Here is a 24,237-nt window from a genome sequence, read left to right as displayed (position 1 = left end):
TTAAAAAGAAAAGGTGCTGATAACAGCACCTTTCTGGTATTACAGGAAGAAAGGACTTGGCTGGAACAGGCGTTCGACGTCGGTAATAAACTTTTTATCAGTCAGGAACATGATGACGTGATCGCCCTGCTCGATACGCAGATTATCATTGGCGATCATCACATCATTACCCCGCACTACCGCACCAATGATAGTACCCGGCGGGAGCTTAATCTCGTCAATGGTTCGTCCAACTACGCGGGACGTGCTCTCATCGCCATGAGCCACGGCTTCGATAGCCTCCGCAACTCCACGACGCAGGGAAGACACCCCCACGATATCCGCTTTACGTACATGGCTCAGCAGGGCAGAAATGGTGGCCTGTTGTGGGGAAATCGCAATATCGATAACGCTTCCCTGCACCAAATCGACATAGGCTTTGCGCTGGATGAGCACCATAACCTTCTTCGCACCCATCCGTTTTGCCAGCATCGCTGACATGATGTTGGCTTCGTCGTCGTTGGTGACCGCAATGAAAAGATCGACTTGATCGATATGTTCTTCGGCAAGCAACTCCTGATCCGACGCATCACCATAGAAAACGATCGTATTCTGCAGTTTTTCTGCCAGCTCAGAAGCACGCTGCTGATCGCGTTCGATCAATTTTACGCTGTAATCTTTTTCCAGCTGGCGAGCCAGACCAGCACCGATATTACCGCCCCCGACCAGCATGATCCGTTTATAGGGTTTCTCCAGTCGCTGAAGCTCACTCATCACGGCACGAATATGCTGCGATGCGGCAATAAAGAAGACTTCATCCCCGGCTTCGACAATGGTAGAGCCTTGTGGTCGGATAGGGCGGTCATGACGGAAAATCGCGGCAACACGGGTATCGATGTGCGGCATATGTTCGCGCATGGTGGAGAGCGCGTTACCAATTAATGGGCCCCCGTAATAGGCTTTCACCACCGCAAGGCTGACTTTGCCTTCCGCAAAATTCACCACCTGCAGCGCACCCGGGTATTCGATAAGCCGGTAGATACTGTCGATAACCAGCTGTTCTGGCGCGATCAAATGATCGATAGGAACCGCATCGGAATTGAACAACTTATCGGCGTCACGCACGTAATCCGGGGAACGGATGCGTGCGATGCGGTTCGGAGTGTTGAATAGCGAATAGGCGACCTGACAGGCAACCATATTGGTTTCATCTGAACTGGTAACAGCAACCAGCATGTCGGCATCATCAGCACCGGCTTCACGTAACACCCGCGGATGAGAGCCATGCCCCTGAACCACGCGCAGATCGAATTTATCCTGCAGGCCGCGCAGACGATCGCCATTAGTATCAACGATAGTGATGTCGTTATTCTCACCGACCAGGTTTTCTGCCAGCGTTCCGCCCACCTGTCCCGCGCCCAGAATGATTATCTTCATATCTTGTGACCCGTTATCAACATCACTCTTTGATTAGCTTAGCGTAAAAGAAGCCGTCGCCTTCTTCTGCCCCAGGCAGGTTTTGTTTGCCGGGCTGCTCTGGTGTACCGGTCAGATGCAGACGGGCATCAGGCGTACGCTTCAGGAACGCCGCGATCTGCTGACAGTTTTCCTCTGGCAGTACGGAACAGGTAGCATAAACCAGCGTGCCACCTGTTTTCAGATGTGGCCAGATGGCGTCCAGGATCTCTGACTGCAGCTGCGCCAGCTCATTGATATCCCGGTCACGGCGTAACCATTTAATATCCGGATGACGGCGGATCACTCCGGTAGCGGAACAAGGCGCATCCAGTAAAATACGGTCGAACTGCTCATCTGCGCACCACTGAGCAGGCGTCCGTCCGTCGCCCTGCTTAACCTCGGCCTTCATGCCCAGACGTTTGAGATTCTCATAAACACGGGAAAGACGCTGTTCGTCAACGTCGACGGCCATAACGCTTGCCTGCGGTGCGACTTCAAGGATATGCGTGGTCTTGCCGCCTGGCGCGGCGCACAGATCGAGAATACGCTCGCCATTTTGCGGTTCAAGCCAGGTCATACAACCCTGGGCGGAGGCATCCTGAACGGTAACCCAGCCTTGTTCAAATCCAGGAAGAGCATGCACCGGCGCCGGTGCGGCCAGACGAACCGCATCGCTATAATCCGGATGCGGGAATCCGCTCATCCCGGCTTCTTCCAGCAGTGCCAACCAGGCATCGCGAGAGTGGTGGTTGCGGTTGACGCGTAACCACATTGGCGGCCGCTGGTTATTGGCCTCAATCAGTGTTTCCCACTGCTGCGGATAGGCTTTTTGCAGACGCTTTAATAACCAGTCAGGATGCAGGAAGCGTTTTTCCGAGCGGGCAAATTCACCCAGCAACTCATCCTGTTGGCGCTGGAACTGACGTAACACGCCGTTAACCAGTCCTTTAAGCTGCGGGCGCTTTACCGCAACCGCACCTTCTACTGTCTCGGCCAGTGCAGCATGAGGCGGAATACGGGTATGCAGTAACTGATAGAAACCGACCATGATCAGATAGTGAAGCACGCGCTGTTTACCCGCCATCGGGCGTGCCATCAGTTTGCCGATCAGCCACTCCAGCTGGGGCAGCGTGCGCAGGACGCCAAAGCACAACTCCTGAAGCAGTGCCTTGTCTTTATCGGAAACTTTTTGCTGGAACGGTGGCAGGACATTGCTCAGTGATTGGCCCTGTTCGACCACTTGCTCAATCGCCTGTGCTGCCAGGCTGCGTAAATTTTGTTTTTTCATAAGTGCAAAAATAAAAATGCCCGGAAACACCGGGCCTTAAATGGAGATGATCTCAGGCGAGACTATTGCCAGGCGTAAACCATTCACGGCGTGAGTTCAGAAGGTCCTGCGCGCTCATGGCTTTTTTACCTGCAGGTTGTAAGGATTCCAGATTCAGGATCCCTTCAACAGTTGCGACCTGGATACCCTGCTTGCTGGCTTCAATAATCGTGCCGGGAGCGGCGCTTGCCTGTCCGGCAATTACGGAGGCCTGCCAGACTTTCACCGGCTGCCCGTCTATCTCCAGCCAACTCATTGGCCAGGGATTAAATGCGCGGATACAACGTTCAAGCTGAGCAGCGGAAAGTGACCAGTCGAGGCGAGCCTCTTCTTTGCTGAGCTTTTCGGCATAGGTCACCAGGGCTTCGTCCTGGACTTCAGGCTGAGTACGGTTATCTGCCAGCTGTTGCAGCGTCTCAATTAGACCTTTTGGCCCAAGCTCCGCCAGTTTGTCATACAGCGTAGCGCTGGTGTCTTCGGCAGTAATCGGGCAAGACAGCTTATAAAGCATGTCGCCAGTATCCAGACCCACGTCCATCTGCATGATCGTCACACCTGTATCGGCATCCCCTGCCCACAACGAACGTTGTATTGGTGCCGCACCGCGCCAGCGCGGAAGCAGTGAGCCGTGGACATTAATGCAACCCAGGCGCGGCATATCCAGCACCGCTTTTGGCAGGATGAGGCCATATGCCACAACCACCATGACATCCGCATTTAAATCAGCGACCAGCTGCTGGTTTTCCTGCGGCCGTAACGAAGCAGGCTGAAACACCGGTAAGCCGTGTTCTTCTGCCAGCACCTTAACCGGGCTCGGCATCAATTTTTTACCGCGGCCTGCCGGGCGATCGGGCTGAGTAAAAACGCCAACAACCTGATGGCCAGACGACAACAGCGCGTCCAGATGACGCGCTGCGAAGTCAGGTGTTCCTGCGAAGATGATACGTAGTGATGTAGACACGTTATTCCTTGTATCCGGGGTCACGTTATGCGCGAGCGCGCATGCGATCCAGTTTCTCTACTTTCTGACGAATGCGTTGCTGTTTCAGTGGAGAGAGGTAATCGATAAACAGTTTACCAACCAGATGATCCATCTCGTGCTGAATGCAGATGGCCAGCAGATCGTCCGCTTCCAGTTCGAATGGCTTACCGTCGCGATCGAGCGCGCGGATTTTAACTTTCTCTGCACGAGGAACCAGCGCTCTCTGCTCAGGAATAGAGAGGCAGCCTTCTTCGATACCGGTTTCGCCGCTTTTTTCCAGTAATTCCGGGTTAATTAATACCAGGCGTCCTTCACGGTTTTCGGAGACATCAATCACGATGATGCGCTGATGAATATCAACCTGCGTAGCCGCAAGACCGATGCCTTCTTCGGCATACATTGTATCGAACATATCATCGACGATACGTTGAATTTCTGCATTCACTTCTTTAACCGGCTCGGCGACTTTGCGAAGGCGCTCGTCCGGGATATGTAACACTTGCAAAACTGCCATATTTTTCCAGAGTCGTGTTCAGGAGTTGATAAGAATATACCCTCTATTCTAGACAAAACCCCCTCTGATTGACAGCATCAGTGACCAATCGCAAAGATTGCTATAGCGGCTTGTGGCAGGGGAAAGGATGACATCCACAGAGATATGGTTACGCCTCATAAGCATTGGGGATTTGTACGGCGATAAGATGGTGGCAATAGCGCAGCAGCTGCAGCGCGAGATCCATATTGACGACGCTGTGCTGGCAGGAATGGGGCTGACTCAAAAGCAAAAGACGCGGTTTTTTTCATTTTCGCCGCGTGAAATTGAGCGCAGCATGCAGTGGTTGGCTGAGCCGGGTCATCATCTGATATGTGCAGATAGCGTCCTGTACCCAGCCCAGCTACGCGCAATTGCGGACTATCCGGGTGCACTTTTCGTCAGGGGGAACGTGCAGGCGCTATCGAGCCTGCAGCTGGCTGTCGTTGGCAGTCGTTCCCACTCCTGGTACGGGGAGCGCTGGGGAACGATTCTTTGCGAACAGCTAGCCCAGGCGGGCCTGACGATTACCAGTGGTCTGGCATGCGGGATTGATGGAGTCGCGCATCGTGCCGCACTCACCGTTAAGGGGAAAAGCGTGGCGGTTTTGGGGAATGGCTTATCAGAGGTCTATCCACGCCGGCATACTTCGCTGGCCACGCGCCTTGTTGACAGCGGTGGCGCCGTAGTGTCGGAGTTTCCCCTTGCTACATCCCCCTGGCCCGGTAACTTCCCCCGGCGCAATCGCATCATTAGCGGCCTCAGTCAGGGGGTATTCGTCATAGAAGCCCAGATAAGAAGCGGTTCACTCGTTACCGCGAAATGCGCACTTGAACAGGGACGTGAAGTCTTTGCGCTGCCGGGCGCGATAGGAAATCCCGGATGTGAAGGTCCTCACTGGCTAATAAAACAAGGCGCCACGCCAGTGACGGAGGCAGCCGATATTCTGGAAAGTTTGCGACATGGCTTTAACTGGCTGCCTGAGGATCCCGAAAACTGGCTTTATTCATCAGATCAGGACCAGGTAGCATTGCCATTTCCTGAGCTCCTGGCTAACGTAGGAGATGAGGTAACACCTGTTGACGTTGTCGCTGAACGTGCCGGCCAACCTGTGCCAGTAACGGTAGCACAGCTACTCGAACTGGAGTTAGCAGGATGGATCGCAGCTGTACCCGGCGGCTATGTCCGATTAAGGAGGGCAAGCCATGTTCGACGTACTCATGTATTTGTTTGAGACTTACATCCATAACGAAGCTGAAGCACGCGTGGATCAGGACAAACTTACACGCGATCTTACCGATGCAGGTTTCGAACGGGAAGATATTTACAACGCGTTAATATGGCTGGAAAAATTGGCTGATTATCAGGAAGGCCTTGCCGAACCGATGCAGTTGATTTCCGACCCGCTGTCTGTACGCATCTATACGGCTGAAGAGTGTGAAAGGCTGGATGCCAGTTGCCGGGGATTTATCTTATTCCTTGAGCAGATTCAGGTGCTGAACCTCGAAACGCGAGAAATGGTGATAGAGCGTGTCATGGCGCTGGATACGGCAGAATTTGAGCTGGAAGATCTGAAATGGGTCATCCTGATGGTTCTGTTCAACATTCCAGGCTGTGAAAATGCCTATCAGCAAATGGAAGAATTACTCTTTGAAGTGAATGAAGGTATGCTGCATTAATTCACGATGCAGCACCAAGAGTTGTTATGGCCAAATCAGCACTATTTACGGTGCATAAAAACGAGCCCTGCCCGCAGTGCGGGGCAGAGCTTGTTATCCGGTCCGGTAAGCACGGGCCGTTTCTCGGTTGTTCACATTATCCAGACTGTGATTATGTCCGTCCCCTGAAAAGCCAGGCGGATGGGCATATTGTTAAAGTTCTGGAGGGACAGGCATGCCCGCAATGTGGCGGCGATCTGGCGCTACGTCAGGGCCGTTTCGGCATGTTTATCGGCTGCAGCCGCTATCCTGAATGCGATCACACTGAACAAATTGATAAACCCGATGAAACAGCCTTAGCCTGTCCGCAATGCGACAGCGGCCATCTTGTTCAACGGCGTTCACGTTATGGTAAGACATTCTACTCCTGCAATCGGTATCCTGAATGTCAGTTCGTTACCAATTTCAAACCGGTGGCGGGGAGTTGTCCTGAGTGCCACTACCCGCTACTTATCGAGAAGAAAACGGCGCAAGGCACGAAGCTTTTTTGCGCCAGTAAACAATGTGGAAAGCCGGTTTCGGCGGATCAAAAAAGTGAATAATAACCTGCAATCAGGCTCCATTGCGCATGCGGTGGACGTACTGAATAACGAAGACGTCATCGCTTATCCAACAGAAGCTGTTTTTGGGGTGGGATGCGATCCCGACAGCGAAATTGCCGTAACGCGCCTGTTAACACTCAAGCAGAGACCGGTTGAAAAAGGGCTGATTCTCATCGCCGCCTGTTTCGAACAGCTTAAACCTTATATTGATGATTCCACGTTGACGTCAGCGCAGCGTGAGACCATTTTTGCGGCCTGGCCGGGTCCTGTGACCTTTGTATTCCCGGCTCTGCCAACAACGCCGCGTTGGCTGACGGGACGGTTTGATTCACTCGCCGTTCGCGTGACAGACCATCCATTGGTGATCGAACTCTGTAATCGTTTTGGTAAACCGCTGGTCTCTACCAGCGCCAATCTGACGGGCTTGCCTCCTTGCCGCACTTCAGAAGAGGTGTTGGCGCAGTTTGGTGACGATTTCCCTGTGGTTATCGGTGAAACCGGTGGCCGCCTGAATCCGTCAGAAATCCGTGATGCTTTGACCGGCGAACGTTTTCGCCAGGGGTAATCAAATGGAAGCATACGCCGTTTTTGGTAATCCAATCGCTCACAGCAAGTCACCGTTTATACATCAGCAGTTTGCGCAGCAGCTGCGGATCGAGCACCCATATGGTCGTGTGCTTGCGCCTGTTGATGCCTTTGTGACGACGCTGGATAGCTTCTTTGCTGGTGGCGGAAAAGGTGCCAATGTCACCGTGCCTTTTAAAGAGGAGGCATTCGAGCGCGCCGATGAGTTAACGGAGCGTGCGTCCCTGGCAGGCGCTGTGAATACCCTTAAGCGGCTTGAAGATGGTCGGATTCTGGGGGACAACACGGACGGTATTGGCTTACTGAGCGATCTGGAACGCCTGTCATTTATCAAACCTGGCGCACGTATTCTGCTGATCGGTGCGGGTGGTGCTTCGCGTGGGGTGATCCTCCCGCTGCTCTCGCTGGATTGCGCAGTGACCATTACCAATCGTACTTATTCTCGTGCGGTAGAGCTGGCCACCCTGTTTGCCCATACCGGCAGTATTCACGCAGTAGCCATGGACGACCTGAGCGGGCATGAATTTGATCTGATCATTAATGCAACCTCAAGCGGTATTGCTGGCGACGTTCCCGCCATTCCCTCTTCATTAGTTAACGCGCAGGTTCACTGCTATGACATGTTCTACCAAAAGGGCAAAACGCCTTTTCTGAACTGGTGTGAACAGCAAGGCGCAAAACATCTCGCTGATGGGCTGGGGATGCTGGTGGGGCAGGCCGCACATGCCGTAATGCTGTGGCACGGTGTATTGCCTGCAGTAGATCCGGTTATTGAAAAGCTTAAACAGGAACTGTCAGTATGAATCAGGCGATCCAGTTTCCGGATCGGGAAACGTGGGACGATGAAAAGCTGGCCGTCTGTTTTCCCGCTCTGGTGCATGGCATGCAAATGATGTGTGCTATTGAAGGGGCAACGCTGGTGCGTCGTTTTGGCGACGGTCTTCCACTGGATCTTTTTCGCGAACATCGCTGGGATCTGGAAGAAGAAGCCAGCGATGTGATTCGCGCGGGCGAAGAAGACGATCAGGGATGGTTCTGGCTCTGCTGATCCAGATAGTCATTCTTCCATTTAACATAGTTATTGGCTGAATACTTCAGACCTTCCTTTTCCGCTTCCGTCAGGGGGCGGATCTGTTTTACCGGACTGCCTAAATAGAGAAAGCCACTTTCCAGCCGTTTGTTTTGCGGCACCAGACTCCCGGCACCAATCATCACCTCATCTTCTACTACTACCCCATCCAACAAAATCGATCCCATACCCACCAGAACGCGATTGCCAATCGTGCAGCCGTGCAACATCACTTTGTGGCCGACAGTTACTTCTTCGCCAACGATCAGTGGATTGCCTTCGGGGTTATAAGAGGATTTATGGGTGACATGCAGTACGCTGCCATCCTGAATATTGGTGCGTGCGCCAATAGAGACATAGTTAACATCGCCGCGTATAGCGACCAGGGGCCAGATACTGACGTCATCGTCCATTCGGACATCGCCAATGACCACGCTACTGCTGTCGATCATGACGCGATCGCCTTGTTTAGGGAAAAGATCTTTATAGGGACGGAGTACTGCGGACATATCAACCTCTACTAATGAGCATTATAGAGAAGACTGTGATCCTATTATTCGGCTTGATCAAGGGAGAATTGCGTCATTATTTGAGCGGATCGCGTGGGATTTCGGCGAAAAGAACGAAAAAAGAACAGTCAGCAGAAAAGATCGAAAAAATGCTTGTGCTAAAAACTGGGATCCCTATAATGCGCCTCCATCGACACGGCGGATGTGAATCACTTCACACAAACAGCCGGGTCGGTTGAAGAGAAAAGCGAAAATAAACGCTTGACTCTGAAAGAGGAAAGCGTAATATACGCCACCTCGCAACGGTGAGCGAAAGCCGCGTTGCACTGCTCTTTAACAATTTATCAGACAATCTGTGTGGGCACTCAAAGTGACATGGATTCTTAATGTCTTCGGACAATAAATGAATACCAAGTCTCTGAGTGAACATACGTAATTCATTACGAAGTTTAATTCACGAGCATCAAACTTAAATTGAAGAGTTTGATCATGGCTCAGATTGAACGCTGGCGGCAGGCCTAACACATGCAAGTCGAGCGGTAGCACGGGGGAGCTTGCTCCCTGGGTGACGAGCGGCGGACGGGTGAGTAATGTCTGGGAAACTGCCTGATGGAGGGGGATAACTACTGGAAACGGTAGCTAATACCGCATAACGTCGCAAGACCAAAGAGGGGGACCTTCGGGCCTCTTGCCATCAGATGTGCCCAGATGGGATTAGCTAGTAGGTGGGGTAATGGCTCACCTAGGCGACGATCCCTAGCTGGTCTGAGAGGATGACCAGCCACACTGGAACTGAGACACGGTCCAGACTCCTACGGGAGGCAGCAGTGGGGAATATTGCACAATGGGCGCAAGCCTGATGCAGCCATGCCGCGTGTATGAAGAAGGCCTTCGGGTTGTAAAGTACTTTCAGCGAGGAGGAAGGTGTTGCGGTTAATAACCGCAGCAATTGACGTTACTCGCAGAAGAAGCACCGGCTAACTCCGTGCCAGCAGCCGCGGTAATACGGAGGGTGCAAGCGTTAATCGGAATTACTGGGCGTAAAGCGCACGCAGGCGGTCTGTCAAGTCGGATGTGAAATCCCCGGGCTCAACCTGGGAACTGCATTCGAAACTGGCAGGCTAGAGTCTTGTAGAGGGGGGTAGAATTCCAGGTGTAGCGGTGAAATGCGTAGAGATCTGGAGGAATACCGGTGGCGAAGGCGGCCCCCTGGACAAAGACTGACGCTCAGGTGCGAAAGCGTGGGGAGCAAACAGGATTAGATACCCTGGTAGTCCACGCCGTAAACGATGTCGACTTGGAGGTTGTTCCCTTGAGGAGTGGCTTCCGGAGCTAACGCGTTAAGTCGACCGCCTGGGGAGTACGGCCGCAAGGTTAAAACTCAAATGAATTGACGGGGGCCCGCACAAGCGGTGGAGCATGTGGTTTAATTCGATGCAACGCGAAGAACCTTACCTACTCTTGACATCCAGAGAACTTAGCAGAGATGCTTTGGTGCCTTCGGGAACTCTGAGACAGGTGCTGCATGGCTGTCGTCAGCTCGTGTTGTGAAATGTTGGGTTAAGTCCCGCAACGAGCGCAACCCTTATCCTTTGTTGCCAGCGGTTAGGCCGGGAACTCAAAGGAGACTGCCAGTGATAAACTGGAGGAAGGTGGGGATGACGTCAAGTCATCATGGCCCTTACGAGTAGGGCTACACACGTGCTACAATGGCGCATACAAAGAGAAGCGACCTCGCGAGAGCAAGCGGACCTCATAAAGTGCGTCGTAGTCCGGATTGGAGTCTGCAACTCGACTCCATGAAGTCGGAATCGCTAGTAATCGTAGATCAGAATGCTACGGTGAATACGTTCCCGGGCCTTGTACACACCGCCCGTCACACCATGGGAGTGGGTTGCAAAAGAAGTAGGTAGCTTAACCTTCGGGAGGGCGCTTACCACTTTGTGATTCATGACTGGGGTGAAGTCGTAACAAGGTAACCGTAGGGGAACCTGCGGTTGGATCACCTCCTTACCTTAAAGAACCTGCCTTTGCAGTGCTCACACAGATTGTCTGATGAAAAGTAACGAGCAAGACGGCTGCGAAGTCGCGACACATCGTGTCCCCTTCGTCTAGCGGTTAGGACTCCGCCCTTTCACGGCGGCAACAGGGGTTCGAATCCCCTAGGGGACGCCACTTGCTGGGTGTGAGTGAAAGGCACAACCAATCAGTATCTCAAAACTGACTGTTAAGTCATGTTTGAGATATTTGCTCTTTAAAAATCTGGATCAAGCTGAAAATTGAAACGACACGCCGTGTCTGTTCTCCGAAACAGGAACAGATAAGCGGTGTGTCAGAGTCTCTCAAATTTTCGCAATCATGAAGTGAAACATCTTCGGGTTGTGAGGTTAAGCGACCAAGCGTACACGGTGGATGCCTAGGCAGTCAGAGGCGATGAAGGACGTGCTAATCTGCGATAAGCGTCGGTAAGGTGATATGAACCGTTATAACCGACGATTTCCGAATGGGGAAACCCAGTGTGACTCGTCACACTATCGTTAAGTGAATACATAGCTTAACGAAGCGAACCAGGGGAACTGAAACATCTAAGTACCCTGAGGAAAAGAAATCAACCGAGATTCCCCCAGTAGCGGCGAGCGAACGGGGAGCAGCCCGGAGTCTGAATCAGCATGTGTGTCAGTGGAAGCGTCTGGAAAGTCGCAGGGTACAGGGTGATACTCCCGTACACGAAGATACACTTGCTGTGAACTCGAAGAGTAGGGCGGGACACGTGGTATCCTGTCTGAATATGGGGGGACCATCCTCCAAGGCTAAATACTCCTGACTGACCGATAGTGAACCAGTACCGTGAGGGAAAGGCGAAAAGAACCCCGGCGAGGGGAGTGAAAAAGAACCTGAAACCGTGTACGTACAAGCAGTGGGAGCACCCTTGTGGTGTGACTGCGTACCTTTTGTATAATGGGTCAGCGACTTATATTCTGTAGCAAGGTTAACCGTATAGGGGAGCCGAAGGGAAACCGAGTCTTAACTGGGCGTTAAGTTGCAGGGTATAGACCCGAAACCCGGTGATCTAGCCATGGGCAGGTTGAAGGTTGGGTAACACTAACTGGAGGACCGAACCGACTAATGTTGAAAAATTAGCGGATGACCTGTGGCTGGGGGTGAAAGGCCAATCAAACCGGGAGATAGCTGGTTCTCCCCGAAAGCTATTTAGGTAGCGCCTCGTGAATTCATCTCCGGGGGTAGAGCACTGTTTCGGCTAGGGGGCCATCCCGGCTTACCAACCCGATGCAAACTGCGAATACCGGAGAATGTTATCACGGGAGACACACGGCGGGTGCTAACGTCCGTCGTGAAGAGGGAAACAACCCAGACCGCCAGCTAAGGTCCCAAAGTCATGGTTAAGTGGGAAACGATGTGGGAAGGCACAGACAGCCAGGATGTTGGCTTAGAAGCAGCCATCATTTAAAGAAAGCGTAATAGCTCACTGGTCGAGTCGGCCTGCGCGGAAGATGTAACGGGGCTAAACCATGCACCGAAGCTGCGGCAGCGACACTATGTGTTGTTGGGTAGGGGAGCGTTCTGTAAGCCGTTGAAGGTGTGCTGTGAGGCATGCTGGAGGTATCAGAAGTGCGAATGCTGACATAAGTAACGATAAAGCGGGTGAAAAACCCGCTCGCCGGAAGACCAAGGGTTCCTGTCCAACGTTAATCGGGGCAGGGTGAGTCGACCCCTAAGGCGAGGCCGAAAGGCGTAGTCGATGGGAAACAGGTTAATATTCCTGTACTCGGTGTTACTGCGAAGGGGGGACGGAGAAGGCTATGTTGGCCGGGCGACGGTTGTCCCGGTTTAAGCATGTAGGCGGAGGTTCCAGGTAAATCCGGAACCTTGTTAACGCTGAGGTGTGATGACGAGGCACTACGGTGCTGAAGCAACAAATGCCCTGCTTCCAGGAAAAGCCTCTAAGCATCAGGTAACATCAAATCGTACCCCAAACCGACACAGGTGGTCAGGTAGAGAATACCAAGGCGCTTGAGAGAACTCGGGTGAAGGAACTAGGCAAAATGGTGCCGTAACTTCGGGAGAAGGCACGCTGATATGTAGGTGAAGCCCCTGCGGGTGGAGCTGAAATCAGTCGAAGATACCAGCTGGCTGCAACTGTTTATTAAAAACACAGCACTGTGCAAACACGAAAGTGGACGTATACGGTGTGACGCCTGCCCGGTGCCGGAAGGTTAATTGATGGGGTTAGCGGCAACGCGAAGCTCTTGATCGAAGCCCCGGTAAACGGCGGCCGTAACTATAACGGTCCTAAGGTAGCGAAATTCCTTGTCGGGTAAGTTCCGACCTGCACGAATGGCGTAATGATGGCCAGGCTGTCTCCACCCGAGACTCAGTGAAATTGAAATCGCTGTGAAGATGCAGTGTACCCGCGGCAAGACGGAAAGACCCCGTGAACCTTTACTATAGCTTGACACTGAACACTGGTCCTTGATGTGTAGGATAGGTGGGAGGCTTTGAAGCGTGGACGCCAGTCTGCGTGGAGCCATCCTTGAAATACCACCCTTTAATGGCTGGTGTTCTAACGTAGACCCGTAATCCGGGTTGCGGACAGTGTCTGGTGGGTAGTTTGACTGGGGCGGTCTCCTCCTAAAGAGTAACGGAGGAGCACGAAGGTTAGCTAATCCTGGTCGGACATCAGGAGGTTAGTGCAATGGCATAAGCTAGCTTGACTGCGAGAGTGACGGCTCGAGCAGGTGCGAAAGCAGGTCATAGTGATCCGGTGGTTCTGTATGGAAGGGCCATCGCTCAACGGATAAAAGGTACTCCGGGGATAACAGGCTGATACCGCCCAAGAGTTCATATCGACGGCGGTGTTTGGCACCTCGATGTCGGCTCATCACATCCTGGGGCTGAAGTAGGTCCCAAGGGTACGGCTGTTCGCCGTTTAAAGTGGTACGCGAGCTGGGTTTAGAACGTCGTGAGACAGTTCGGTCCCTATCTGCCGTGGGCGCTGGAGAATTGAGGGGGGCTGCTCCTAGTACGAGAGGACCGGAGTGGACGCATCACTGGTGTTCGGGTTGTCATGCCAATGGCACTGCCCGGTAGCTAAATGCGGAAGAGATAAGTGCTGAAAGCATCTAAGCACGAAACTTGCCCCGAGATGAGTTCTCCCTGACTCCTTGAGAGTCCTGAAGGAACGTTGAAGACGACGACGTTGATAGGTCGGGTGTGTAAGCGCAGCGATGCGTTGAGCTAACCGATACTAATGAACCGTGAGGCTTAACCTTACAACGCCGAAGCTGTTTCGGCGGATTTGAGAGATTTTCAGCTCTGATACAGATTAGTCACTGCGCCTGCGGGCGGGGTGAACAACAGAATTTGCCTGGCGGCTGTAGCGCGGTGGTCCCACCTGACCCCATGCCGAACTCAGAAGTGAAACGCCGTAGCGCCGATGGTAGTGTGGGGTCTCCCCATGCGAGAGTAGGGAACTGCCAGGCATCAAATTAAGTGTGCTGATATGGCTCAGTTGGTAGAGCGCACCCTTGGTAAGGGTGAGGTCCCCAGTTCGACTCTGGGTATCAGCACCAGTTTTTAGGTTAAAGTTCGGCGCTTAGAAAAGAATTTGTCTGGCGGCTGTAGCGCGGTGGTCCCACCTGACCCCATGCCGAACTCAGAAGTGAAACGCCGTAGCGCCGATGGTAGTGTGGGGTCTCCCCATGCGAGAGTAGGGAACTGCCAGACATCAAACAAGTGAAAAGGCCATCCGGAAGGATGGCCTTTTTGCGTTTGCGCGACAAAAAATGCCAGACCCGGGGCGCAAAGCGCCACCGGGCAGGGTATTTAGTGAATAACCTGGGATAAAAACGCGCGCGTACGTTCTGATTTCGGGTGGGAGAAGAACTCTTCCGGCGGTGCCTGCTCGACGATTTCCCCGCGATCCATAAAGATCACCCGATCCGCTACGGTTCTGGCGAAACCCATCTCATGCGTCACACAGAGCATTGTCATTCCCGATTCTGCCAACCCTATCATGGTATCCAGAACCTCTTTCACCATCTCCGGATCCAGGGCTGAAGTGGGCTCATCGAACAGCATAATTTTAGGTTTCATGCACAGAGAGCGGGCGATCGCCACGCGTTGCTGCTGCCCACCTGAGATCTGCCCCGGGAATTTATGGGCATGTTCTGCAATGCGTACGCGTTCCAGATAGTGCATGGCCAGCGCCTCCGCTTCCTTTTTCGGCATTTTACGCACCCAGATGGGCGCCAGGGTGCAATTCTGCAGCACGGTCAGGTGCGGGAATAAATTGAAATGCTGGAAAACCATGCCGATTTCCTGGCGAACACGCTCCACGTTACGGATATCATCGTTCAGCTCGATACCATCAACAACGATCCGTCCCTGCTGATGCTCTTCCAGATGGTTAATACAGCGGATAGTCGTGGATTTACCCGAGCCTGAAGGCCCACAAAGAACAATACGCTCGCCTTGTTTCACCTTCAGGTTAATGTCTTTCAGAACGTGAAATTGCCCGTACCACTTATTCACATTATCCAGGGTAATCATCGCGTCAGTGGGGGTCATAGTTATCTGGCTCATAGGTTCCTCAGTGCGGTGTACGCCCGGTGTTAAAGCGCTTTTCCAGATGCTGGCTATAGCGCGACATGCTAAAACAAAAAATCCAGTAGATAAGTGCTGCAAAAACATAGCCTTCTGTCGACATACCGAGCCACGCCGGGTCAACGGTAGCCTGCTGCACACTACTGAAAAGATCGAATAATCCAATGATAATCACCAGACTGGTGTCTTTGAACAGCGCGATAATGGTGTTCACCAGCCCGGGGATGACCAGCTTTAGCGCCTGCGGCAGGATCACTAATCCCTGGGTTTTCCAGTACCCCAGCGCCAGCGATTCGGCGGCTTCGTACTGGCCCTTAGGCAGCGCCTGTAACCCACCGCGTACGACTTCAGCCACATAGGCAGACTGAAAAAGAATGACGCCAACCAGGGCGCGGAGCAGTTTGTCGATGGTAGTGCCCTCCGCCATAAACAGCGGCAGCATCACTGAAGACATAAACAGCACCGTGATCAGCGGAACGCCGCGCCAGAACTCAATAAAAATCACCGAGAGGACGCGAACGACCGGCATGGTTGAGCGGCGGCCCAGTGCCAGCAAAATGCCTAATGGCAATGCGCCGGCGATCCCGACCGAGGCGATGATCAGCGTCAGCGTCAGACCACCCCACTGCCGGGTTTCCACCCGCTCAAGTCCCAGCATCCCGCCATACAGCAGGAACCAGACGATAAGCGGATAGACCACCGCCCAACAGACGATGTACCGTCCCCGCTGCGGCATTCCTTTCCAGAACATCGGGATAATGGAGAGCAGCCCGACGAGCAGCGCAAGATTGATGCGCCAGCGCTGGTCGTGCGGGTAGAGCCCATACATAAACTGGCCGAAGCGCTGATGAATAAAGACCCAGCAGGCTCCCTCTTTCGTACAGTCGGCGCGGGTGGTGCCGACCCAGTTAGCCTGCAGAAACGCCCAGTTGAGCAGCGGCGGGATCAGCTCCCACATCAGCCAGAAGCAGAACAGGGTGAGCAGGCTGTTGCTCCAGCTGGAGAACAGATTTTTACGTGCCCAGAGAATAATGCGCCCGTTGCCGGTAGTGGCCGGACGCGCAGGGTGAGACAAGACGGCTTTTGTCATCATGGTTCCTTAGCGTTCAACCAGGGCGATGCGACGGTTATAGATATTCATCAGCAGGGAGATGGTCAGGCTGATAATCAGGTAGACCGACATGGTGATGGCGATAGTCTCGATGGCCTGGCCCGTCTGGTTAAGGACGGTGCCGGCAAACAGAGAAACCATATCTGGATAGCCAATCGCAGCCGCAAGGGATGAGTTCTTCACAATGTTGAGATACTGGCTGGTCAGCGGCGGAATGATGACCCGCAGAGCCTGGGGGATAATGACCTGACGCAGCGTGATCGGATTCGGCAGGCCGAGTGAGCGGGCGGCTTCATGCTGACCATGAGGTACGGCCTGGATCCCGGCGCGAATAATCTCTGCGATAAAGGCCGAGGTGTAGATCGAGAGTGCCAGCGTCAGAGCGGCCAGCTCCGGGATCAACACCATGCCGCCGCGGAAGTTAAAGCCCTGTAAATGCGGCACATCCCAGTGCATCGCCGGGCCCACAATCCCGTGCGCCAGACCCGAAAGGATCACCAGCAAGGCCAGCGAGACAGGCCAGGTGCGCCGTAGCTGCCCGGTTTTCATCTGATGCATGCGGTTGTAGCGGAACAGCCCGACTGAGACCACCGCCACACATCCCAGAGCCGCCAGCAGCGCCAGCATCCCTTCGGCAATCTGCGGTGCTGGTATATACAAACCGCGATTGCTTAAGAAAGCCAGATCGAACGCATCCACCGCCTGACGTGGCCCGGGCAGATTGCGCAATACGGCGAAATACCAGAAGAAGATCTGCAGCAGCGGCGGGATATTACGGAAGGTCTCGATATAAAATGTGGAGAGCTTACGCAGCAGCCAGTTATCAGACAGGCGAGCGAGCCCAAGGAAAAAGCCCAGCAGAGAAGCAAAAACAATGCATAACCCGGAGACCAGCAGGGTATTCATCAGGCCGACCAGGAATACGCGGCCGTAAGTATCCCCTTCATCGTAATCAATTAAATGCTGAACGATGCCAAATCCCGCACTGCGGTCAAGGAAGGCAAAGCCCGAAGTAATGCCGCGTGTGCTCAGGTTGATAACCGTGTTATGGAACAGGTAGATCGCGACGGCCAGGACAGCGAGAACGGCGAGGATTTGGAACAGCCAGGCGCGAACCGCAGGATTGGAAAAGGAGAGGGCTCCTTTCAGGGCTAAGCGGCGATGGAACATAAAAAACCTCGGGTAACCATGACTCTGGACTGGGCACCGCACCGGCAGTGCCCGTTACAGCAAGCTGCTTAGCGTACTGGCGGTGCGTACTGGATGCCGCCATTGTTCCAGAGGTTATTCTGACCGCGGCTGATCTTCAGCGCGCTTTCAGAGCCGACGTTGCGCTCGAAGATCTCAGCGTAGTTCCCCACCTTTTTAATGATGTTGTACGCCCATTTGTTATCCAGCTTCAGATCCTTGCCGTAATCCCCTTCTTTACCCAGCAGGTGGGCCATATCCGGTGTGGATGGATTGGCGGCTTTCTCATCGACGTTCTTCGAGTTGACGCCCATCTCTTCTGCGTTGAGCATGGCAAACAGCGTCCAGCGCACAACCGAGTTCCACTCCTCATCTCCGCGGCGTACCACCGGCCCCAGCGGCTCTTTGGAGATCACTTCCGGCAGAACGATCCACTCTGCCGGATTACTTAGCTTGATCCGCAGCGCGTACAGCTGGGACTGATCCGAAGCGAGGGTGTCGCAGCGGCCCGATTCCAGCGCTTTGGCGGATTCGTCAGAGCGGTCGAAAGTGACTGGCGTATATTTCATGTTGTTGGCTTTGAAGTAATCCGCGACGTTCAGCTCGGTATCAGTACCTGCCTGAATACAGACCGTCGCGCCATCCAGCTCTTTTGCACTCTTCAGGCCTGCTTTATTGTGGGTCAGGAAGCCAATGCCGTCATAATAGGTCACGCCGGTAAAGGACATGCCCATACCGGTATCACGGGACGAGGTCCAGGTAGTATTACGCGACAGCATATCCACTTCGCCGGATTGCAGGGCGGTAAAACGCTCTTTCGCCGTCAGCGGGGTATATTTCACTTTGGTGTCGTCGCCTAATACCGCGGCAGCAACGCCACGGCACACGTCGACATCGATACCGGAGAATTTACCGTTGGCATCTGCGTAAGAGAAACCCGGCAGACCGTCGCTGATCCCACATTGCACAAAACCTTTCTGCTTAACGGCATCCAGAGTCGCACCCGCCTGAGCCTGGCCGGTCATTGCAACAAGCACACCTGCAGCGGCGAGGCTGGCCATCATCATCTTTTTCATAATGCATCCTGTGTGGCGAAAAATTATCGTTATAGTGAAGCGCTTATAAACGCTTTAACCTGTCTGTGGCTGTGGCCGACGTTAATAAAGCAAACGCGATGCCAGGTTTTGCATTTGACGTAATAAACGATTACGCAACGCGTAAAGCAGAGTGTAGACAGTGATAATTAAATCAAGCGCCCTGAAATGGTGCGAAATTACAACCTGCGCCACAAATCAGAGCAAAAGTCTGATTAAGAAAAGAGGAATTTAAGGGGCGTTTTATGGCGTGAATATTAGAAGTCAGCAAGCTGTGAATAACATCACGTCGCTGGATTGAAAAGAAAATAAAACAGCAAAAAGATGTGAGTAAATGCAGGTTTATTTATTAACCTAAATCGGAAAAAGCAAAAGCGCGAACGAATTCGCGCTTTCCGGATTACTTAGACACGGCAATGATGCCCAGCGTCAGGCCTGCAACAGCTGCTGCGCCACCGGCTATCGCCCCTGCAGTTTCCCAGTTGTCCTGTGTGGTCCCTTTCATACAGGTATTGGTATGAACCAGTCGGCCTTGATCGTCGTATGTCGGTACGCACGGAGAGTCGTGCGCGCAGCCCGCAAGTAACGCGGTAAGGAGTGCAACCGAAATGAATCTTTTCATGGTGTTACCTCAAAATGAAATCTAACTTTGCGATATAGTCAGTAAGGTCTTCTGCAAAGCTGATGGCTATATTACCACCGCTTAAAAACAGCCATGAAGAGTGAATAATCTCAAATTATTTGGATTGTAAAAAAGATGGAGGAATCCTTCTTACGCATGCCAATTATGGAGAGATAAGGGAGGCGGATTGATTAAATGTGCAAGTTAAAAATCGCAAGCAAACAATTCATTGGCGTGCTAATTAATAAGAAGAATATATAGGTAAAACGAATTTTTTGTTTATTATCATAAATAAAGGCGCCGAAGCGCCTTTATCGATTACTGTTCCTGATGACGCGTAAAGCGTCTGCGAACCACCACAAAGAAGACCGGCACAAAGAAGATAGCCAGCAGGGTGGCCGACAGCATGCCGCCCATCACCCCGGTACCGACGGCGTTTTGCGCGCCGCTGCCAGCTCCGTGGCTGATGACCAGCGGCATCACGCCGAGAATAAACGCCAGCGAGGTCATCAGGATCGGACGCAGGCGCATGCGGGATGCCTCCAGCGTGGCTTCAACAATGCCTTTCCCCTCTTTCTCCATCAGGTCCTTGGCAAACTCGACGATCAGAATGGCGTTCTTTGCCGACAGGCCGATAGTGGTGAGCAGACCCACCTGGAAATAGACATCGTTATTCAGCCCACGCAGGGATGCGGCCAGCAGGGCACCTACCACCCCTAAGGGCACCACCAGCATCACCGAGAACGGAATCGACCAGCTCTCATAGAGTGCAGCAAGGCAGAGGAACACTACCACCAGCGAGATGGCGTACAGGGCGGGTGCCTGGTTGCCTGACAGCCGCTCCTGGTATGACATCCCCGTCCAGTCGTAACCAATACCTGTAGGAAGCTTCGCCGCCAGTTGCTCCATTAACACCATCGCTTCACCGGTACTTTTCCCTGGCGCGGCCTCACCGAGGATCTCCATGGACGGGGTACCGTTATAGCGTTCGAGGCGCGGCGAACCGTAGATCCAGTGCGACTGGCTGAATGCCGAAAGCGGCACCATTTCACCGCTGGCGCTGCGAACATACAGGCGATTGATATCCTCGGGTAGCATCCTGAATTGCGCATCCGCCTGGACATAAACTTTCTTCACCCGGCCACGATCGATGTAGTCGTTAACGTAGGTCCCCCCCAGGGCGGTAGAGATGGTCTGGTTGATGTCCGACACGCTAACTCCCAGCGCCTGGGCCTTTTCCTGATCGATATCCAGCTTAAACTGCGGCGTATCTTCCAGACCATTAGGCCGCACGCGAACCAGCAGATCGGAGTGGGCTTTGATCATGCCCAGCAGCTGGTTTCGGGCCTGCGTCAGCTGGTTATGACCCAGGTTGGCCTGGTCAATCAGCTCAAAGTCAAAACCTGTCGCGGTACCCAGTTCGATAATGGCGGGCAGGTTAAACGGGAAAACCAGCCCATCTTTGATCTTGCTGAAGGCCCGCGTGGCACGGCTGACGATGGCCCCAACGCTGTTAGCGGCACCCGGGCGCTCCTCCCAGGGTTTAAGGCTGATAAACGCCCCGCCGGCATTTTGCCCCTGGCCGCTGAAGCTGAAGCCGTTAACGGTAAAGACCGACTCGACGTTGGCTTTTTCGGTGGTGAGATAATAGTGCTCAACCTGATCCAATACCTGCTGAGTGCGGGTTTGGGTGGCGCCCGCCGGGAGCTGCACCATGGTCATAAAGACGCCCTGGTCCTCTTCTGGCAGGAACGAAGTCGGCAGGCGCAGGAACAGTACCGCCATGCCGCCGACAATCAGGACATAGACCACCAGGTAGCGGCCGGTCTTACGCAGAATATGGCTGACGCTGTTGCTGTAGTGCGCCACGCTCCTGTCGAACAGGGCATTAAACCAGCCGAAGAAGCCGCCTTTGTGCTCATGATGCTCGCCCGGCGCTTTAAGCAGGGTGGCGCACAGCGCTGGGGTGAGGATCAGCGCCACCAGTACGGAAAGCGCCATCGCGGAGACAATCGTCAGGGAGAACTGACGATAAATCGCCCCGGTAGAACCACCGAAAAAGGCCATCGGGATGAACACCGCCGACAGCACCATGGCGATGCCGACCAGCGCCCCCTGGATCTGCGACATCGATTTTTGCGTTGCCTCTTTTGGCGGCAGCTTCTCCTCAACCATCACGCGCTCGACGTTCTCCACCACCACGATGGCGTCATCCACCAGCAAACCTATCGCTAACACCATGCCGAACATGGTCAGGGTGTTGATGGAGAAGCCAAACGCCGCCAGTATCGCGAAAGTGCCCAGCAGCACCACCGGCACGGCGATGGTCGGGATCAGTGTAGCCCGCAGGTTTTGCAGGAAAAGGTACATCACCAGGAAGACGAGAATGATGGCTTCAAACAGCGTCTTCACCACTTCATGAATGGAGATCTTCACAAAAGGCGTGGTGTCGTAGGGGTAGACCACCTTCAGCCCCTGCGGGAAGAAGGTCTGCAGCTGCGCCAGTTTGCTTTTGATCGCCGCAGCGGTATCCAGCGCGTTGGCACCGGTGGCGAGCTTGATCCCCAGCCCGGTCGCCGCCTGGCCGTTAATTTTGGTCACCATGTTGTAGTTTTCACCGCCGGGCGCAATCCGGGCCACATCTTTCAGATGCACCATCGACCCGTCCTGATTGACCTTCAGGGTGATGTTGCCAAACTCTTCGGCGGTTTTCAGGCGCGTCTGGGCGATGATCGAGGCGTTGAGCTGTTGGCCCGGCACCGACGGCGTACCGCCCAACTGACCGGCGGCAATCTGGTTATTCTGGGTTTTGAGCTGATTGATCACGTCCAGCGGCGTCAGCTGATAGGCGTTCAGCTTATTCGCATCCAGCCAGATACGCATCGCATACTGCGCGCCAAACAGCTGCACATCCCCCACGCCGGAGGTGCGGCTGATGGCATCCTTGACGTTAGAGGCCACATAGTCAGAGATATCGTCCTGGCTCAGGTCCTTATTGTCCGAGACGAAGCCCGCTACCAGCAGGAAGCTGCTGCTCGATTTCTCCACGCCGATCCCCTGCTGCTGTACTTCCTGCGGCAGCAGCGGCATCGCCAGCTGCAGCTTGTTCTGCACCTGAACCTGGGCGATATCCGGGTCGGTACCCGACTGGAAGGTCAGGGTGATGGTCACGCTGCCCGCCGAATCGCTGGTGGAGGACATGTACATCAGATTATCGATGCCGTTCATGTTCTGCTCGATCACCTGGGTCACCGTATCCTGCACCGTCTGCGCGTCAGCGCCGGGGTAGGTCGCCGAGATCGCCACGGCAGGCGGGGCAATGGTGGGATACTGGGCGATCGGCAGCTTCAGGATCGCCAGCCCGCCCGCAATCATCAGGATGATGGCAAGAACCCACGCAAAAACCGGGCGCTGAATAAAGAAGTTGGCCATGCTCTGTTCCTTATCCCGCTTTCTGCGCGGCGGTATCTGGCGTTGCGATAACCGCGACGCCAGGACGCACTTTTTGCAGCCCGCTGACGATCACCCGATCGCCCTCCTGCAGGCCGTCAGCGATCAGCCATTGATCGCCAATTGCCTGAGGGGCGACAACGCTTCGCGCTTCGGCCTGATTTTTCGCATTCACCACCATCACGCTGGCCTCACCGCGTGGGGTGCGAGTGACCCCCTGCTGCGGCACCAGGATGGCGTGGGGCTGGGTGCCCTCATCAATGCGCGCCCGGACAAACATGCCGGGCAACAGGATATGCTGCGGGTTGGGGAAGATCGCCCGCAGGGTAATGGAGCCGGTGCTCTCGTCCACGGTGACATCGGAGAACTGCAGCGAGCCTTTCAGCGGGTACGGCTGCCCATTCTCCATCAGCAGCTGTACGCTGCTGGCGCCATCGCCCGTCTGCAGGCTGGACTGCTTAAGACGCATAAAATCGTTGCTGGATTGGGTCACATCGACATAAATCGGATCCAGCTGCTGCACCGTAGCCAGCGCCGAGGCCTGGCCGTTCGCCACCAGCGCTCCTTCGGTGACGCTGGATTTGCCGATACGCCCGCTGATAGGGGATGTCACTTTGGTATAAGCCAGATTAATGCGCGCGGTCTCGACGGCCGCCTTGGCCGCAATCACCGAAGCATCGGCCTGCCGGGCAGTGGCAACGGACTGATCGTACTCCTGCTTACTGACGTACTGGGTGCCCATGAGCGGTAAATAGCGTTTCACGGTCAGGTGGGCGATGTTGGCAGCGGCCTGAGCTTTGGCCAGCTCGCCTGACGCACTGTCAAAGGCAGCCTGATAGGTGGCCGGATCGATCTGATACAGCGATTCCCCTGCTTTTACGTCGCTGCCCTCGGTAAAGTTGCGCTTCAGGACAATGCCGCTCACCTGGGGGCGAACCTCTGCGACGCGATACGCATCGGTACGGCCTGGCAGTTCGGTGGTAACAACCAGCGGTGCGCTTTTCACAACATGGACCACAACCTGCGGTGAAGGCGGCTGCTGGGCTTGTTCACTGTGGTCATCACAACCCACGAGTAATGCGGCACCGATGATAAAACCGGATAAGGGTAAATACCTGAAATGAGGCGTCATGGCTATTCCTTCAAAATCATCAACCCGCATTAACCGACAGCGGTTAAGCGTTAAGAGGAGGTAAACAGAAAACGGCGGGCGCCATAATAAAGAATGGCCGGGCGGCTTTTTGATTTATAAGTGCGGAGAAAGAATTGAAGAGAAAAAAAACGGGGATGAATGTGATTAAACAACGGGATAGCATTTCAGATTATGGATTCACATCCGTTTTGCTTTAGATGTACATATGTGTTTAATGAATGAAATCATATTCAAATATCATTGAGATTTATAAATTAAGCGCGTTGACGTTTTTTGTTCAAAATTATTTTCCGC

General features: G+C 53.9%; 18 protein-coding genes, 2 tRNA genes and 4 rRNA genes. 12 read left to right on the top strand and 12 right to left on the bottom strand.

What is annotated here, in order from left to right:
- Nucleotides 1–39: 39 nt before the first annotated feature.
- The 4 genes from trkA to def are packed head-to-tail and all read right to left on the bottom strand — an operon-like array spanning nucleotide 40 to nucleotide 4,260.
- Nucleotides 40–1,416 carry a Trk system potassium transporter TrkA gene (trkA, locus tag ES815_RS07665; RefSeq protein WP_142487325.1) on the bottom strand — a complete coding sequence of 459 codons (1,377 nt, stop codon included), beginning with the start codon at nucleotides 1,414–1,416 and terminating at the stop codon, nucleotides 40–42.
- A 22-nt stretch (nucleotides 1,417–1,438) separates the two neighbouring features.
- Nucleotides 1,439–2,725, bottom strand: coding sequence for a 16S rRNA (cytosine(967)-C(5))-methyltransferase RsmB (rsmB, locus tag ES815_RS07660; protein ID WP_142487324.1), 1,287 nt, complete (start codon nucleotides 2,723–2,725; stop codon nucleotides 1,439–1,441).
- A gap of 52 nt (nucleotides 2,726–2,777) precedes the next feature.
- Nucleotides 2,778–3,725 carry a methionyl-tRNA formyltransferase gene (gene fmt, locus ES815_RS07655; RefSeq protein WP_142487323.1) on the bottom strand — a complete coding sequence of 316 codons (948 nt, stop codon included), beginning with the start codon at nucleotides 3,723–3,725 and terminating at the stop codon, nucleotides 2,778–2,780.
- A 25-nt stretch (nucleotides 3,726–3,750) separates the two neighbouring features.
- Nucleotides 3,751–4,260: a peptide deformylase gene (def, locus tag ES815_RS07650; RefSeq protein ID WP_142487322.1), complete on the bottom strand. Its 510-nt coding sequence runs from the start codon at nucleotides 4,258–4,260 to the stop codon at nucleotides 3,751–3,753.
- A gap of 127 nt (nucleotides 4,261–4,387) precedes the next feature.
- Between def and dprA the strand changes: the two genes are divergently transcribed.
- Genes dprA through ES815_RS07620 form a run of 6 tightly spaced genes read left to right on the top strand, consistent with a single transcriptional unit; the run spans nucleotide 4,388 to nucleotide 8,171 of the window.
- Nucleotides 4,388–5,512 (top strand): DNA-protecting protein DprA, encoded by a 1,125-nt coding sequence (dprA, locus tag ES815_RS07645; protein ID WP_142487321.1) that lies wholly within the window; start codon nucleotides 4,388–4,390, stop codon nucleotides 5,510–5,512.
- Nucleotides 5,484–5,957 (top strand): DUF494 family protein Smg, encoded by a 474-nt coding sequence (gene smg / locus ES815_RS07640; protein WP_142487320.1) that lies wholly within the window; start codon nucleotides 5,484–5,486, stop codon nucleotides 5,955–5,957. Before dprA ends, smg begins: the two co-directional genes overlap by 29 nt.
- 26 nt (nucleotides 5,958–5,983) lie before the next feature.
- A complete protein-coding gene (locus ES815_RS07635) occupies nucleotides 5,984–6,538 on the top strand; it encodes a type I DNA topoisomerase (RefSeq protein ID WP_142487319.1) in 555 nt (184 codons plus the stop codon).
- Nucleotides 6,531–7,103, top strand: a complete 573-nt coding sequence (gene tsaC, locus ES815_RS07630; protein WP_142487318.1) for an L-threonylcarbamoyladenylate synthase type 1 TsaC — start codon at nucleotides 6,531–6,533, stop codon at nucleotides 7,101–7,103. The genes ES815_RS07635 and tsaC overlap by 8 nt, the downstream gene beginning before the upstream one ends.
- A 4-nt stretch (nucleotides 7,104–7,107) precedes the next feature.
- Complete coding sequence (gene aroE, locus ES815_RS07625) at nucleotides 7,108–7,926, top strand: shikimate dehydrogenase (RefSeq protein ID WP_142487317.1); 819 nt, start codon at nucleotides 7,108–7,110, stop codon at nucleotides 7,924–7,926.
- A complete protein-coding gene (locus tag ES815_RS07620; protein ID WP_142487316.1) occupies nucleotides 7,923–8,171 on the top strand; it encodes a DUF1488 domain-containing protein in 249 nt (82 codons plus the stop codon). Before aroE ends, ES815_RS07620 begins: the two co-directional genes overlap by 4 nt.
- Here the strand turns inward: ES815_RS07620 and ES815_RS07615 are convergent.
- Complete coding sequence (locus ES815_RS07615) at nucleotides 8,147–8,701, bottom strand: gamma carbonic anhydrase family protein (RefSeq protein ID WP_142487315.1); 555 nt, start codon at nucleotides 8,699–8,701, stop codon at nucleotides 8,147–8,149. The two genes, ES815_RS07620 and ES815_RS07615, sit on opposite strands and share 25 nt — an antisense overlap.
- 471 nt (nucleotides 8,702–9,172) lie before the next feature.
- Here ES815_RS07615 and ES815_RS07610 point away from each other — a divergent pair.
- The 6 genes from ES815_RS07610 (at nucleotide 9,173) to rrf (ES815_RS07585) (ending at nucleotide 14,446) form a co-directional block, all read left to right on the top strand.
- Nucleotides 9,173–10,714 (top strand): 16S ribosomal RNA (locus ES815_RS07610).
- Between the two features lie 87 nt (nucleotides 10,715–10,801).
- Nucleotides 10,802–10,876: transfer RNA gene (locus ES815_RS07605), tRNA-Glu, on the top strand.
- A gap of 210 nt (nucleotides 10,877–11,086) precedes the next feature.
- Nucleotides 11,087–13,992 (top strand): 23S ribosomal RNA (locus ES815_RS07600).
- Between the two features lie 94 nt (nucleotides 13,993–14,086).
- A 5S ribosomal RNA gene (gene rrf, locus ES815_RS07595) occupies nucleotides 14,087–14,202 on the top strand.
- Between the two features lie 14 nt (nucleotides 14,203–14,216).
- Nucleotides 14,217–14,292 (top strand) — tRNA-Thr (locus ES815_RS07590).
- A gap of 38 nt (nucleotides 14,293–14,330) precedes the next feature.
- Nucleotides 14,331–14,446 (top strand): 5S ribosomal RNA (rrf, locus tag ES815_RS07585).
- The 16S, 23S and 5S rRNA genes sit together here with 2 tRNA genes alongside, the layout of an rRNA operon.
- Nucleotides 14,447–14,545: 99 nt before the next feature.
- Here the strand turns inward: rrf (ES815_RS07585) and ES815_RS07580 are convergent.
- The 7 genes from ES815_RS07580 to ES815_RS07550 form a co-directional block, all read right to left on the bottom strand.
- On the bottom strand, nucleotides 14,546–15,304 hold the full coding sequence (locus ES815_RS07580; RefSeq protein WP_142487314.1) for an amino acid ABC transporter ATP-binding protein: 759 nt from the start codon (nucleotides 15,302–15,304) through the stop codon (nucleotides 14,546–14,548).
- 7 nt (nucleotides 15,305–15,311) lie between these two features.
- A complete protein-coding gene (locus ES815_RS07575) occupies nucleotides 15,312–16,415 on the bottom strand; it encodes an amino acid ABC transporter permease (protein WP_142487313.1) in 1,104 nt (367 codons plus the stop codon).
- 9 nt (nucleotides 16,416–16,424) lie between these two features.
- Nucleotides 16,425–17,606 carry an amino acid ABC transporter permease gene (locus ES815_RS07570; RefSeq protein WP_142487312.1) on the bottom strand — a complete coding sequence of 394 codons (1,182 nt, stop codon included), beginning with the start codon at nucleotides 17,604–17,606 and terminating at the stop codon, nucleotides 16,425–16,427.
- Nucleotides 17,607–17,674: 68 nt separating this feature from the next.
- The gene (locus tag ES815_RS07565) at nucleotides 17,675–18,700 is read right to left on the bottom strand and encodes an amino acid ABC transporter substrate-binding protein (protein ID WP_142487311.1); all 1,026 of its coding nucleotides are present in this window, start codon (nucleotides 18,698–18,700) and stop codon (nucleotides 17,675–17,677) included.
- A gap of 418 nt (nucleotides 18,701–19,118) precedes the next feature.
- Nucleotides 19,119–19,340 carry a lipoprotein gene (locus tag ES815_RS07560; RefSeq protein WP_142487310.1) on the bottom strand — a complete coding sequence of 74 codons (222 nt, stop codon included), beginning with the start codon at nucleotides 19,338–19,340 and terminating at the stop codon, nucleotides 19,119–19,121.
- Between the two features lie 318 nt (nucleotides 19,341–19,658).
- Complete coding sequence (locus ES815_RS07555) at nucleotides 19,659–22,772, bottom strand: efflux RND transporter permease subunit (RefSeq protein ID WP_142487309.1); 3,114 nt, start codon at nucleotides 22,770–22,772, stop codon at nucleotides 19,659–19,661.
- A gap of 10 nt (nucleotides 22,773–22,782) precedes the next feature.
- Nucleotides 22,783–23,922 (bottom strand): efflux RND transporter periplasmic adaptor subunit, encoded by a 1,140-nt coding sequence (locus ES815_RS07550; RefSeq protein WP_142487308.1) that lies wholly within the window; start codon nucleotides 23,920–23,922, stop codon nucleotides 22,783–22,785.
- Nucleotides 23,923–24,237 lie beyond the last annotated feature (315 nt).

The organism is Leclercia adecarboxylata, from assembly GCF_006874705.1.
Lineage (GTDB): Bacteria > Pseudomonadota > Gammaproteobacteria > Enterobacterales > Enterobacteriaceae > Enterobacter > Enterobacter adecarboxylatus_C.
This window is presented reverse-complemented; position numbering and strand designations above follow the sequence as displayed.